The following is a 12,614-nucleotide window of genomic DNA, read 5'->3' as shown; positions in this document are numbered from 1 at the left end:
GAAGCAGTCCGTACGGAGTCGGAATACGCTCCCGGTGCGCCGGCCAGGATTACAAAGCGATACTTAATCAAGCCTGTTGAACGGCGACCCGGCGAATCGTAGAGGGGGCAGATGGCAAATTTTTTTCTAAAAATTTTTATTGCTTTGGAAGTACGTCAGTCCGGTCGTAATAAACCCCGCGAAATCCCGAAAATAATTACATCCATTACATAAGCCGCAATTCCGGCGTGGTGGAAATGCTATTAATGGATATAGAAAGTTGTGTCCGTTTTTTTGTTTAATCAAACTGAAAAAACAGAAGGCCAAGGCATATGCTGGTTATGGGAAGCGCCGGGGCGCCCAGGGGAATACCCCTGGCTGTTGGCCGCGCGGGCGCCATTGGCCGGATTGCTTGCCGGTCCGTGGAGGGAACGGGTTTAAAAGCGAGCGATATATATCGAGAGGATCTTTAAATAATTCAAATCCGGACGATGGCGGCGCCATCCGCGCAAGGTGGACTAATCGCGCATGCAGGTGGGCCAAGTGCCCTGCGTGGTAAGCGATTTCACCGTATCCACCAGCAGGCGCATGACGCTCATCACGGCCATGGTCTTTGGCGTGCTGGGGTTGGTGCAAAGATAAACCGGGCGTGTGAGCCTGGGGTTTTCTATGTGAAGGACGCGCACATCGGCGGAGGAGCTGTCGCCGACCACGGATGAATAAGAAAGAATTGTCGCGCCGACGCCCGAGGCGGCCAGTCCGATCAGTTGCGGCGTGGTATTGACCTCGGCGGCAATGGCGAGCCGTTGGCCGGCGCGTTGCAGGTAGTCGTCCAGCCGGACCCGCAGGCTGTGCGTGCGCGTGGGGAGAATCATGGGGAAACCGCCCATTTCCGCCAGGCGTATCGTCCTGCGGCGCAGGCCGGCAGGCCCCAGGTGCTGGCGGATCTGCGATGGCGACGTGATGAAAACCAGTTCTTCGTCGATCAGGTGGGTGTATTGCAGGTCCCGCCGCTCATCCTGGCCGAAGGTCATGCCGATGTCGATCTCGCCTTTCTGCAGGTGTTCCGGAATATAGCCCGAGCTCAGTTCGATGACCTGCAGGCGTATCTGTGGCCAGCGCGCCAAGACCTCGGAGACGAGCGGCACGGTAAGAAAACGGGCCATGGATTGCGGCAGGCCGATGGCGACCTGGCCGTTGGGCACGCTGGCCTGCTGGCTGATTTCCTCGTAGGCCAGTTCGGTGCGGCGCAGGATGTCCTTGGCGTGCGCGCGCAGGCGTTCTCCCGCATCGGTCAGCGCCACGCCCTTGGGCAGCCGTTCGAACAGGGGCGTGCCCAATTGTTCCTCGAGCTGGCGGATCAGCACGCTCAGCGCCGGCTGTGTCATGTGCTGCATTTCCGCCGCGCGCGAGATGGAGCCGGCGGCGGCTACCGACAGGAAATTTCTGAGGTCGCGCAGGTCGATCGGCATGTCAGGCGTTCCGGAAGCGGAAGAAAAGGCGGCGTGCTATGCGGAATTTTATATAGCATCCATAAAAACATAGCATTTGACGTATGGGTGACGTGCGCCGATAGTGGCGGCCGAACCGCCATGGCCGCCACACAAGGCCATGCGATACCGACAGGAGACCGCTATGCATGTTCGTGACCGCCGCAAATTCGTACTGGGTTCCGCCGCCGCATTGGCCGCCACCGTCCTCCCTGGCAAGGCCGTGATGGCGCAGTTGACGGGGGATGGGTCGACGATGCGCATCGTGGTGCCGTTCTCGGCGGCCGGCCCGACCGATTTCATCGCCCGCCTGTTCGCCCAGGCGCTTGCCGAGGAATTGAAGGCGACGGTCATTGTCGAGAACAAGCCCGGCGCCTCAGGGAACATCGGCACACAGTTCGTGGTGGACGCCCCGGCGGACGGGACGATGCTGGTCCACACCACGGCCGCCATGCAGGCCGTCAACCCCATCCTTTATCCCGGCCAGCGCTTCGATCCCAACAAGGACCTGATCCCCGTCGGGATCACCGGATCATTGGCCAATGTGCTGGTCGTGCATCCGGAGTCGGGCGTGAAAACCATCGAGGGGCTGGTCGCCAAGGGCAAGCAAGCCGAACTGACCTATGCGACCTTCGGCCCGGGCACGTCGCCGCACATCTACGGCGAGCTGCTGCGCGGCCTGACCGGCATCAAGGCCATTCCCATCGCCTACAAGGGCAGCGGCAACGCCAAGGCGGACATGCTGGCGGGCCGCATCGACTTCATGTTCGACAGCATGACCACCGCCGTGACGACGGTCGAGGCCGGCCAGTTGCTCGGCCTGGCCATTACCTCGCAGGAACGCTCGGCGCTGTTGCCGGACGTGCCGACGCTCAAGGAAAAGGGCTATGGCAGGCTGAACCTGAATTTCTGGTTCGTGCTGCAGGTGTCGTCCAAGACGCGCCCGGAAGTGGTGCAGCGCCTGCGCGTGGCCGTGGCGAAGGCGGCGCAGGACCCCGCTTATCGCAAGGGCGTGGCCGAGCGCGGCGTGGATACCTTCACCGTGCCGGCCGACCAGGTGGAGCGCTTCGTGCGCGAGGACACCGCGGTCTGGCGCGACGCCGTGGTCGAGATGGGCATCAAGGCGGAATGACAGGCAGACGCGTTCAGGCAGGAATGGAATGATGCAACCCTTAGCTGGATTGAAGGTCGTCGATTTTTCCAAGGTGCTGGCGGGGCCGTTGTGCGGCCAGTACCTGGGCGAACTGGGCGCCGAGGTCATCAAGGTGGAACCCGTCGAGCTCGGCGACGACACGCGGGGCTGGACGCCCACCGTGCAGGGCGAGTCGACCATCTTCCTGGCCGTCAATCACAACAAGCGCAGCATCGCGCTGGACCTCAAGTCGGAGCGGGGCCGCGAGATTGCCCGCCGCCTGGTGCGCGATGCCGACATCGTGCTGCAAGGATTCGGCAGCGGTACGGCGCAGCGGCTCGGCATCGACCGGGACACGCTGATGGCCCTCAATCCCATGCTCATCTATTGCGAGATCAGCGGCTACGGCCGCGACGGCCCGATGGGCAACGAGCCGGGCTACGACGTCATGTTGCAGGCCTTCAGCGGCATGATCAGCACCCTGGGGCATCCGGGCGGCGATTATGCGCGCGCCAGTTTTTCGCCGGTGGATATCGGCACGGCGATGTTCGGGTTGAGCGGGGTGCTGGCAGCGGTGATCGAGCGGCAGCGCACCGGCAAGGGCGTGTACGTGGAGCTGGCGCTGCTCGATACGGCCCTCGGGTTCATGAGCTACATGGCGCAAACGTATTGGCATACCGGCCGGGATCCGCAGCGCATGGGCACGGCGCATCCCAGCATGTGCCCGTACCAGGCCTTCCAGGCCAAGGACGGCCCGCTCATGCTGGGCGCCGGCAACGACGCGCAATGGCGGCGCTTTTGCGAGGCGGCGGGCCTGGCGGAATATGCCGACCATCCCGACTTTGCCACCAATGCGCAGCGGCTCGCCAACCTGGCGCGCACGGTGCAGATCGTGCAGGAACGGATCGCCACGCGCACCGTGGCCGAATGGGTGGCATTGCTCAGCCGGATCAAGGTCGCCTGCTCGCCCATCCATACGCTGGGGCAGGCGCTGGGTCATCCGCAGGTCCAGGCGCGGGGCTTGATCGAGCAGACGGAGCATCCGGTGGTGGGCCCGCTCAAGCAGGTCGGCCTGCCGGTGAAGTTCCAGGGCCGCCCGCGCCAGGCCGCGTGCCCGCCGCCGCTGCACGGGCAGCACACCCGCGAGATCCTGCGGGAGCTGGGGTACGAGGATGCCGACGTCGCCGCGCTGCTCGGGGCCGCGGTGGTCCGGCAATGGCAAGGCGATGAAACCGGACAACCAGGAGGTGCATGATGATTCGCTATGAAGTCCGCGGCCAGACCGCGGAGATCCTGTTCGACAATCCACCCGTCAATGCCTTGTCCGAGCAGATGCTGGACGATTACCTGGCCGCCCTGCAGCGCGCGGCGGCGGATCCCGCCGTGCGCGCCGTCATCGTCGGCAGCGCCGTGCCGGGGCGGTTCTGCGCCGGACTGAACCTGATGGCGATCCACGAGGGCGACCATGCCCGGGTCAGGAATCTGCTGGAGCGCCTGTACGTGCGCAACGTGGACACGCAGTTCCACATGGGCAAGCCCACCATCGCGGCGGTGGACGGCACGGCCCGCGGCGGCGGCATGACGCTGGCGGTCTCATGCGACATGATCGTGGCCTCGGAGAGCGCGGATTTCGGCTATCCCGAGATCGACGCGGGCGTGCCGCCGTCGATCCACTTTTCGCACCTGCCGCGCATCGTCGGCCGTCATCGGGCCTTCGAGCTGCTGTTCACGGGGCGCGTGTTCGATGCCCGGGAGGCGGCCGGGATGGGGCTGGTGGTGCGCGTGGCGCCGGCGGGGCAGGCCATGGAGGCGGCCCGCGCGCTGGCCGGCACGCTGTGCGCCAAGTCCCCCGAGGTCGTGCGCCACGGCCGCGAGGCGTTCATGCAGGCCAACGACAATGGCTACCGGGCCGCTGTGCGGGCCGCCGCGGACAGCTTCTGCGCCGCGGCCGCGCGGCCGAGCGCCAAGGAAGGCATTGCGGCGTTTGTCGAAAAGCGCAAGCCCATCTGGCCGGCCGACGATTGATTTCACCAGCGGTAGCTCATGGTCGCGTACAGCGTGCGCGGTTCGCCGTAGCGGCAGCCGGTGGAGCCGGCGCAGGAGAGGTAGCCGCGGTTGAACAGGTTGCGGGCGTTCACCGTCAGGCTCAGCCCGGCCAGGGCGGGGTCGAGCTCGCCGAATTCGTAGGCGGCCATGGCGTCCACCAGCAGGCGGCCAGGCACGTCGGCGCCATAGCCTGGAAGATTGGTGGAGCTGGCATAGCGCAGTCCGGCTCCCAGGGTCAGACCGGGCACGCCCGCGGCCGTCAGGTGGTATTCGGTCCACAGCGAGGCGCTGTGCAGCGGCACCAGGGTCACGCGCTGGTCGACCAAAGTGGGGTCGTTGCTGCGCACCGTGCGGGCATCGGTGTACGCATAGGTGGCCAGCACCCGCAATGCACCCAGGTCCACGCGGGCCTCCAGTTCCAGCCCGCGCGAGCGCGCCTTGCCGTTCTGCACGGAATAGGTCGGGTCGGCCGGGTCGGGGGTCAAGGCGTTGGTCTGGGTCAGGTCGTAGACCGCCGCGCTGAACAACATATTGCTGCCCGGCGGTTCATAGCGCAGGCCCAGTTCATACTGCGTGCCCTTGGTCGGCTTGAAGGCGTTGCCAGCGCGATCGGCGCCGATGGTCGGCGCGAAGGACTGGCTGGCGCTGACGTAGGGCGCCAGGCCATTGTCGGCGACGTAGACCAGGCCGACGCGCCCGGTGGTCGCGGCGTCGTGCAACCGGGTCGCGGCGGCCGGCGTGTAGCTTGCCTGTCGCGTGCGGACCCAGTCCTGGCGTCCGCCCAGCAGCAGCGTCCAGTTGCCGCCGACCTGCATCTGGTCCTGCAAGTACAGGCCCATCGAGTCCGAGCGGGTTTCCAGGCCGGCGTCCAGCGCGCGATTGACGTCGGGGGTGGCGCCGTATACGGGATCGTACATGTCCAGCAAGGGCGCGACGGTGCCGCGGTAGCGGTGCGATTCGTAGCTGCCGCGGTAGTAGTCGAAGCCGCCCAGCAGCGTGTGCCGCAGCGCGCCGGTGTCGAGCTTCACTTCCAGCGAGGTGTCGGTCGCGATGCCGTACGAGTCTTCCTTGCGACTGCTCACTCCGCGGTTGATGGTCTGTCCGTTGACCAGGGAACCGAACGTCAGATAGTCCCAGTGGCCTTGCGCGTTGAAATACCGGGCGCTGTGGCGTAGTTTCACGCGCTCGTTGAAAGCGTGCTCGATGGCGTAGCCTACGGTGTACGTGTCGGTGTCGTAGCGGTCGAAATCGGGCTCGCCGATGAACAGGTCGCGGGGAATCTGGTCGTTCAGCGTGTAGTCGGCCGGCAAGGGGGCCGAGAAACGCGTGCGGATATGCTGGTAGCTTGCCAGCAAGGTGACGGACGTGGCCGCCGACGGGCGCCAGGTCAGTGCTGGCGCCAGATAGATCCGGTCGTCCGGCACGTGGTCGACCCAGTTGTTGCCTTCGCGCGCCAGGCCCGTGAGGCGGTACGACCATTGCCCGTCCTCGGTGAGCTTGCCCGAGAAATCCCCGGATACCTGCCGGCGGTCGTAGCTGCCCACGTCCAGGTTGAGTTCGCGCAGGGGTTCCAGGGCGGGACGCTTGCTGATGGCGTTGACCACGCCGCCCGGGCTCAACTGCCCATATAGCACTGACGAGGCGCCGCGCAGCACTTCCACGCGCTCCAGCCCATATGGTTCCTGGCCGCCGTCGTAGACGTTGGATTGCAGCTTCAGGCCGTCGCGCAGCAGGCCTGAGTTGCCGGTCGCGACATTGAAGCCGCGCAGCATGAAATCATCGACCATGCGGCTGAAGGCGGGCGACTGCGCGGCAAACCCTGGCGTGTAGTCTAGCGCGTCGGCCATCGAATTGGCCTTGACCGCCTGGATCTGGTCGCTGGTCACTACCGACACCGATTGCGGCGTCTCCAGCAGCGCCGTGTCGGTCTTGGTCGCCGACAGGTTGCGGCGCGCCACGTAGCCGGCCACATGCCCCAGCGCGGTCTCGGCGTTGCCGAGCACCTGTATGGGCTCCAGGGTGGCGGCAGGCGCGGCTGGCGCGCGGCGCACGCTGAATGTGCCATTGGCCGTGACCACCAGTTCCAGGGGAGTGCCGGCCAGGGCCCGCCGCATGGCCTGCTCGGCGGTGTAGCGGCCGCGCAGCGGCGCGGACTGCATGCCCCGGACCAGGACCGGGTCCAGCGATACGACGCTGCCGCTCTGCTGGGCGATGCGGGTCAGGGTGTCGCCCAGCGGGCCGGGCGCCAGGTCGTACTGCTGCGCGCCGGCAGCAACTGCCCGGCTCGGCGCGGGCTGGGCATGCAGCGGACTGGCCGGGACGATGAGCAGGCTCGCCAAAAGCGGCCACGCCCGAAGACGGCAAGGCATTGCGGATTCTCCCGTGATGTTGGTTGGCTTGTGCAGGTATGTCCAACGAGACGGGAAAAGCGATCATCAGGCCGGCGCCGCGGCGCGCGGGCCGGCCAGATCTATATTGACCAGCCAGCCGCCGTAGTCGCTGATCGAGATGGGCAGGGTCTGCGCCAGCGCGGCCAGGGCCGTGTCGGTGTCGTCCAGGGGCAGCGTGCCCAGTACCCGGAGCCGGGCGGCGGGGGCGGAAATGCGCAGGTAGCCGCGCCGGTACGGGCGCAGCGCCTCGATCACCGCGCCCAGCGATTCGTCCTGCACCACCAGCATGCCGCGCCGCCAGGCTGCCTGGCTGGCCAGCTGGCGATCCGGCGTGCCGATGCCGTGGCGCCCGAAGCGCGCGCCTTCGCCCTGGCGCACGGCCTGGCGGGCGCCCGCGGCGTCGACCTCGGCCGTGCCCGCGAGCACACTCAGCACGCTGCCGTCCGGATGGCGGGCCACCATGAATTCGGCGGCATCGCCTCGCACATCGCCGTCGGGGGAACTGACGATAAACGGCCGGTCCGGGTCGGCGGCGACGCGCGCATAGACCGCGCCGCTGCGCAATCGCACGCGGCGGACCTGGCCGTCGAAGGCCAGGTCGGCGGCCGAGCGCGCATTGAGCATGATTTCGCTGCCGTCGGCCAGCACGAAGCTGCGTCGCTGCGCCGTGCCGGTGCTGAGGTCCGCCGCCAATTCGGTTACCGGGAACTGGCGGTTGGCCAGCCAGGCTGCGCCGGCGCCGCCCAGCGCCAGGGCCAGGGTCTTGCGCAGCATGCGGCGGCGCGGCGGGGGCTGGCGCAGGATGGCGCTGGCCGTGGATGCCTGGCCGGTTTCGCGGATGGCCGAAAACGGCTGGCGCACGGCTTGCTCGACCGTGCGCCAGGCGGCGGCATGGCGCGCGTCGGCAGCGTGCCAGGCCTCGAAGCGCTGCCGGTCGGCGCCGGAGGCGACGCCGGAATTCAGCAGGCTCATCCATTCGATGGCCTGCCGCAGGCAGGGATCGGTGGCAGCGCGGCTCATGCCTGCAGATCCGCCAACACGCACAGCGTGATGGCCTGCTTCACGTAGCGGCGCACGGTGATCGCCGAGATGCCCATGAGCCGGGCGATTTCAGGGTAGGTCAGGCCGTCGAGCTGGCTGTATAGAAACGCCTGGCGGGCCTTCAGGGGCAGGCCTTGCAGAATGCGGTCTATGGCGGCCAGCGCTTCGACTACCAGGGCGCGGGCTTCCTCGGATGGGGCCGCCGGCGCGGGCAGGGCGGCCAGGCTGTCCAGATAGGCCCGCTCCAGTTCGCGGCGCCGCCAGAAGCTATAGAGCACCCGCCGGGCCAGCGTGGCCAGGAAGGCCCTGGGCTCGCGGATCGACGCGGCCGGCCGCGCCGCCAGGACCCGGGCGAACGTATCGTGGGCCAGGTCGGCGGCGTCATGGCGGCAGCCGAGCCGGCGCCGCAGCCACTCCTGCAGCCAGGCATGGTGCGCCTCGTACAGTTGTGCCACGGCGTGCGGCGGCAGGGGGGATGGCATGGAACAGGCGCATTTAAAAATAAGAATTATTGTTATTTATGGGATGCCTGGCAAGTCCCGCCTTATCAGACTCCGGCCTTATTTCAACAGCGCCGCATGCTTCGCCAGCACCGCCTCGGCGCACTGGGCGTCCAGGTGCCCGCCCGGCGCGCCGGCCACGCCGATGGCGCCGATCACTTCGTCGCCGTGCTTGAGCGGCACGCCGCCGCCCAGCAGCAGGAAGCCCGGAATGTCGGTCAGGTTGGCGGCGCCCGGGTTTTTCTGGGCGTTCTCCATCATGGCCAGCGTGGGCAGCTTGGCCGAGGCCGAGGTGAATGCCTTGGCGCGGCTGGCCTCGATGGTGTGCGGGCCGGCGTTGTCGGCGCGCGCCAGGGCCTGCAGTTGCCCGGCGCGGTCCACCACCGCGGCGCTGACCGCGTAGCCTTGCGCCTGGCAGGCGGCCACTGTTTCCATGGCCAGTTTCTGGGCATCCGCCAGGGCCAGCTTGTGGGTCGTGACGACCGCCGCGCCAGCGGCCTGCGAGAGGGCCAGGAGCGAAAGCAGGGCGAGGGATTTGCGCATCATGTCGAGTCCTTTGCGTATATCGAAAACGGAAAGGACAGCTTAGCGGCGCCGCCGGCCGGCCGGTATGCGCATGGGCACGGCAGGGCCTCCGTAGCGCTACGGAGGCTCAGGAGAGCAGGGCGGCATACTGCCGGATCAATTGGGCCAGGGAATCGGCCTCGAGTTTGGCGAACACGTTGGCGCGATAGGTCTCCACCGTGCGCGGCGACAGCCCCAGGTCGCGCGCGATCTGTTTGTTGCTGACGCCTTCGACGACCCGGCGCAGCACCTCTTCTTCCCGGCCCGACAGCCGGGCCAGGCGCTGGGCGGCTTCGCGGGTGGCGGCCTGCTTCTCGCGGCTGGCGATATGCTGGCGCACGGCGGCCTGCACGGCGTCGAGGAACAGGTCGTCGTCCACCGGCTTCTGCAGGAATTCCACGGCGCCGGTCTTGAAGGCGCGCCGGCACAGGTCGACGTTGGCGTGTCCGGTCAGCATGATCACTGGCAGGTCGGAATGCGCGGCGACCTCTTCCAGCACTTGCAGGCCGCTGGTGCCCGGCATGCGGATGTCCAGCACCAGGCAGCCGATCGCGTAGGCGTGCCGCTGCGCCAGGAAGTCCCGCGGGTCGCCGAAGCCGACGCTGCGCAGGCCGACGCTGGCCAGCAATAATGCCAGGCCGTCGCGCACGGCGTCGTCGTCGTCCACCAGGTAGACCAGGGGGGATTGGTTGGTCGGGTCGGTCATGCGGCTTGGCTGTCGGGAGGGCGAAGCAGGGGCAGCGCCAGTGTCGCGCATACGCCGCCCGCCTCATGGTTGCGGATGTCCAGGCGCGCGTCCATGGCGCCGGCCAGGGTTTCGCACAGCGCCAGCCCCAGGCCCATGCCCTGGCCGCGCGTGGTGTAGAAGGGTTCGAAGATGCGCGGCAGTACGTCGGCCGGGATGCCCGGGCCATTGTCGCGCACCGTGAACTCGTAGTGCGCGCCGCGTACGCGCCCGCCCAGCTCGAGGCGGCGCGGCGCGGGCTGCCCGGCCAGGGCGTCGGCGGCATTCTGCACCAGGTTGTGCAGGACCTGTTCCAGCGCGACCCGGTCGCCGAGCGGGCGCGCCGTGCTGTCGGCGTTGTGCCAGTCCAGGCGGATGCCCTGGCGCGCCAATTCTTCTTCGCGCAGGAAGCGCAGCGACGCGACCAGTTCGTCCGGGTCCAGCGGCGCGCGCCGCACCGGATTGCCGTGCGCCACCAGCGTCCGCAGCCGCCCCAGTATATCGGCGGCGCGCCGCGCCTGTGCCGCGGTCGACTGCAGGGCGCGGCGTACTTCGGCTTGTTCGTGCGGGTCGTCCAGCATGCGCTGGGCCGCGCCGGCGTGCGCCAGGATGGCCGTGAGCGGCTGGTTCAATTCATGCGCGATGCCGGCGGCCATTTCTCCCAGGGTGTTGAGGCGGCCGATGGCCGCCAGGCGCGCCTGTTCGCGCTCGCGCCGGGCATAGGCCCGCGAACGGCGCCACAGCGTCCAGCCGGCCACTATGGCCGCGCTGGCGATTGCCCAGGCCAGCCAGGCGGCCCATGGCCAGGCGCCGGGCGTCAGCCGTCGGGCGCTGTGCAACGCGAAGGGCTGGCTGGCCGCGCCCAGCGGCTTGTCGCGCTGCAGTTGCAGGCCGGGGCCGGCGGCGCCGGACGCCAGCAGGTCGAGCCGCCCGCCGGGCAGGTCCAGGCTCAGCGCGCCAAGCGTGCCGGGTATGTCGGCGGGCGCCAGCAGTTGCCGGCCGTCGACCCGCATGCTCCAGCCGGACGGACCGACCAGCCAGTAGGCTTCTGCCCCGGCGGCCAGCGCCGTAGGGCGGCCCAGGGCGCGCGCCTGGGCGATTGCCCCGGCCAGCCCGGCGGGCGGCGCGGCGCTGCCGCGCCAATGGGCGCCATCGGAATGCCCCACCGCCTGCAGCTGCGGCAGCGCCGGCTGCAGGCTGGGGAACAGGCGCTCGGGGGCCGGCGGGTGGGAAAGCGCCGCCAGGGTGGCGAGCACGGCCTCGTGCTGCACGGCCTTCTGGCTGAGCATGCGGTGCACGATGCTGGTGTCCTGCACGAAGCGATCGCGCTGGGCGGCGTAGTCTTGCAGCCCGATGGCGACGACGCCGGGAATCAGGAGCAGCAGCCAGGCCAGGGCCGCCGGCAGATGGGACCGGAACATGGCGGCAATTATTGCACCGCCCGGCCGGCCGGCGCCTCCGTAGCGCTACGGAGCCGCCGCCAGGTCAGCGCTGGCCTGGCGCTTCGGCGAGCCATTGCCGGATGGCGTCCAGGACGCTGTCGGTTTGCTCCCGGTGCGGGACATGGCCGCAATTTTCCAGGATCGCCTGGCGGCCTTGCGTCAGGCCGGCGATGCGTTGCGGGTGCAGCAGCGATCCGTACTCGTCATGGTCGCCATGCAGCGCCAATACCGGACAGCGCACGCGGCGCAGGTCGCCGTCCAGGTTCCAGGCCGCGAATTCCGGCGACAGCCAGGTGTCGATCCAGGCGCTCAGCACCCATGCCGCCTTGCCGCCGTGGTACTTCTGCAGGCGCTCGAGCTGGCCCGGCTGGGCGAAGTCCTGGCGGGCCTGCCGGATGCCGGCCAGCGTGTGTTCTTCGGCAAACACCTGCGCCGACTCGGTGATCAGGCCCCGGCACGCCGCGCCGTATTCGGCGGCGCAGACGATCGCCATGCCGCCGCCGACGCTGTGGCCGAACAGGACGAATCGTTCCAGGCCGAGCTGCTCGCGCAGCCGGCGGAAGCCGTCATGGGCCTCTTGGTGCACGAAGCGGCTGTCGAGCGTGCCCGGGTGCGGGTCGGATTGCCCGAAGCCGAGGCGGTCGTACGCGATGACGCTGCGCCCGGTCGCCAGCGCCAGGCGCTCGGGGAAGTCGCGCCACAGTGCCACGCATCCCAGCGAGTCGTGCAGCAGCACGATCGGCGCCGGGCCGTCAGGCCGGTCCGGGGCCGGCGTCCAGCGCCGGGCGTAGAGCCTGCCTTGCGCAGTGTCGATATAGGTGTCGTGCGTGATGAGGGCCGTCATGAAGCTGGCATTGCAACAATTAATGCGTCAATATTACATGCCCGCCGGTCGCCGGCGTTTAAGTGTGGACTGCGCGATGACGTAAGCCTGAGTGAAGGCGCCGCGATGGCGCGAGCGTGATTCGGTCCGAACCAGGAGGCTGGTATGAAAGAAGCACGGGCACTATGGGCAGGCGTGGCGATGGCGGCATTGGCCGTGCCGGGAATCGCGGCGGGCGCGGGCGGCAAGATCCACTTCGTGGGCAGCATCGTGGTGCCGGCCAGTTGCGAGGCGCAGGTCAGCCTGCGGCAGGCTGGCCCCAGGGCGAACGCGGCCTGCCACCGCCCTGCGGCGCCCGCGGCCGCGCCGCAAGCGCCGCATGTCAGCATCCAGCCGCTGCCGCGCGTCACCGCCGCGCCGCCGGGGCATCCGCAAGCCTACGTGGTGACGCTGTCCTATCGATAGGCCGGGCGCGGGCAGGCC

12 protein-coding genes are annotated in these 12,614 nt (G+C 68.4%); 4 read left to right on the top strand and 8 right to left on the bottom strand.

Translation table 11 applies throughout. The annotated features are described in order from the left end of the window. Positions 1-497 precede the first annotated feature (497 nt). Positions 498-1,451, bottom strand: a complete 954-nt coding sequence (locus ACKTT0_RS06455; protein ID WP_407849074.1) for a LysR family transcriptional regulator — start codon at positions 1,449-1,451, stop codon at positions 498-500. A 163-nt stretch (positions 1,452-1,614) separates the two neighbouring features. On the opposite strand from ACKTT0_RS06455, the gene ACKTT0_RS06450 reads away from it, so the two are divergent. The 3 genes from ACKTT0_RS06450 to ACKTT0_RS06440 are packed head-to-tail and all read left to right on the top strand — an operon-like array spanning position 1,615 to position 4,626. Then, complete coding sequence (locus ACKTT0_RS06450; protein WP_407849072.1) at positions 1,615-2,601, top strand: Bug family tripartite tricarboxylate transporter substrate binding protein; 987 nt, start codon at positions 1,615-1,617, stop codon at positions 2,599-2,601. 31 nt (positions 2,602-2,632) lie between these two features. Continuing rightward, positions 2,633-3,856: a CaiB/BaiF CoA transferase family protein gene (locus ACKTT0_RS06445; protein WP_407849071.1), complete on the top strand. Its 1,224-nt coding sequence runs from the start codon at positions 2,633-2,635 to the stop codon at positions 3,854-3,856. Then, positions 3,853-4,626 (top strand): enoyl-CoA hydratase/isomerase family protein, encoded by a 774-nt coding sequence (locus tag ACKTT0_RS06440; protein WP_407849069.1) that lies wholly within the window; start codon positions 3,853-3,855, stop codon positions 4,624-4,626. Before ACKTT0_RS06445 ends, ACKTT0_RS06440 begins: the two co-directional genes overlap by 4 nt. 2 nt (positions 4,627-4,628) lie before the next feature. Here the strand turns inward: ACKTT0_RS06440 and ACKTT0_RS06435 are convergent, their stop codons facing one another. From ACKTT0_RS06435 to ACKTT0_RS06405, 7 genes are all read right to left on the bottom strand, one after another. Continuing rightward, complete coding sequence (locus ACKTT0_RS06435) at positions 4,629-6,986, bottom strand: TonB-dependent siderophore receptor (RefSeq protein WP_407849067.1); 2,358 nt, start codon at positions 6,984-6,986, stop codon at positions 4,629-4,631. Between the two features lie 96 nt (positions 6,987-7,082). Next, positions 7,083-8,057: a FecR family protein gene (locus ACKTT0_RS06430; protein ID WP_407849065.1), complete on the bottom strand. Its 975-nt coding sequence runs from the start codon at positions 8,055-8,057 to the stop codon at positions 7,083-7,085. Beyond that, a complete protein-coding gene (locus tag ACKTT0_RS06425) occupies positions 8,054-8,560 on the bottom strand; it encodes a sigma-70 family RNA polymerase sigma factor (RefSeq protein WP_407849063.1) in 507 nt (168 codons plus the stop codon). Before ACKTT0_RS06425 ends, ACKTT0_RS06430 begins: the two co-directional genes overlap by 4 nt. 78 nt (positions 8,561-8,638) lie before the next feature. Then, positions 8,639-9,121 carry a GlcG/HbpS family heme-binding protein gene (locus ACKTT0_RS06420; protein WP_289784627.1) on the bottom strand — a complete coding sequence of 161 codons (483 nt, stop codon included), beginning with the start codon at positions 9,119-9,121 and terminating at the stop codon, positions 8,639-8,641. Between the two features lie 109 nt (positions 9,122-9,230). Next, complete coding sequence (locus ACKTT0_RS06415) at positions 9,231-9,848, bottom strand: response regulator transcription factor (RefSeq protein WP_407849061.1); 618 nt, start codon at positions 9,846-9,848, stop codon at positions 9,231-9,233. After that, a complete protein-coding gene (locus ACKTT0_RS06410) occupies positions 9,845-11,287 on the bottom strand; it encodes a sensor histidine kinase (protein ID WP_407849059.1) in 1,443 nt (480 codons plus the stop codon). Before ACKTT0_RS06410 ends, ACKTT0_RS06415 begins: the two co-directional genes overlap by 4 nt. 64 nt (positions 11,288-11,351) lie before the next feature. Continuing rightward, on the bottom strand, positions 11,352-12,152 hold the full coding sequence (locus ACKTT0_RS06405; RefSeq protein WP_407849057.1) for an alpha/beta fold hydrolase: 801 nt from the start codon (positions 12,150-12,152) through the stop codon (positions 11,352-11,354). A 144-nt stretch (positions 12,153-12,296) separates the two neighbouring features. On the opposite strand from ACKTT0_RS06405, the gene ACKTT0_RS06400 reads away from it, so the two are divergent. Further along, the gene (locus ACKTT0_RS06400; protein WP_407849055.1) at positions 12,297-12,596 is read left to right on the top strand and encodes a hypothetical protein; all 300 of its coding nucleotides are present in this window, start codon (positions 12,297-12,299) and stop codon (positions 12,594-12,596) included. The last annotated feature ends 18 nt before the right edge of the window (positions 12,597-12,614 follow it).

Source organism: Bordetella saccharivorans, assembly GCF_045862855.1.
GTDB lineage: Bacteria > Pseudomonadota > Gammaproteobacteria > Burkholderiales > Burkholderiaceae_B > Bordetella_A > Bordetella_A petrii_F.
Note: the sequence above shows the minus strand (reverse complement) of the source record. Positions and strands in the feature narration are given on the sequence as shown.

What these genes read in the sequence shown, in the direction of transcription:
- ACKTT0_RS06455 (WP_407849074.1), bottom strand. Translation starts at nt 1,451, where the DNA reads ATGCCGATCGACCTGCGCGACCTCAGAAATTTCCTGTCGGTAGCCGCC.
- ACKTT0_RS06415 (WP_407849061.1), bottom strand. Translation starts at nt 9,848, where the DNA reads ATGACCGACCCGACCAACCAATCCCCCCTGGTCTACCTGGTGGACGAC.
- ACKTT0_RS06425 (WP_407849063.1), bottom strand. Translation starts at nt 8,560, where the DNA reads ATGCCATCCCCCCTGCCGCCGCACGCCGTGGCACAACTGTACGAGGCG.
- ACKTT0_RS06400 (WP_407849055.1), top strand. Translation starts at nt 12,297, where the DNA reads ATGAAAGAAGCACGGGCACTATGGGCAGGCGTGGCGATGGCGGCATTG.
- ACKTT0_RS06410 (WP_407849059.1), bottom strand. Translation starts at nt 11,287, where the DNA reads ATGTTCCGGTCCCATCTGCCGGCGGCCCTGGCCTGGCTGCTGCTCCTG.
- ACKTT0_RS06440 (WP_407849069.1), top strand. Translation starts at nt 3,853, where the DNA reads ATGATGATTCGCTATGAAGTCCGCGGCCAGACCGCGGAGATCCTGTTC.
- ACKTT0_RS06430 (WP_407849065.1), bottom strand. Translation starts at nt 8,057, where the DNA reads ATGAGCCGCGCTGCCACCGATCCCTGCCTGCGGCAGGCCATCGAATGG.
- ACKTT0_RS06445 (WP_407849071.1), top strand. Translation starts at nt 2,633, where the DNA reads ATGCAACCCTTAGCTGGATTGAAGGTCGTCGATTTTTCCAAGGTGCTG.
- ACKTT0_RS06450 (WP_407849072.1), top strand. Translation starts at nt 1,615, where the DNA reads ATGCATGTTCGTGACCGCCGCAAATTCGTACTGGGTTCCGCCGCCGCA.
- ACKTT0_RS06420 (WP_289784627.1), bottom strand. Translation starts at nt 9,121, where the DNA reads ATGCGCAAATCCCTCGCCCTGCTTTCGCTCCTGGCCCTCTCGCAGGCC.
- ACKTT0_RS06405 (WP_407849057.1), bottom strand. Translation starts at nt 12,152, where the DNA reads ATGACGGCCCTCATCACGCACGACACCTATATCGACACTGCGCAAGGC.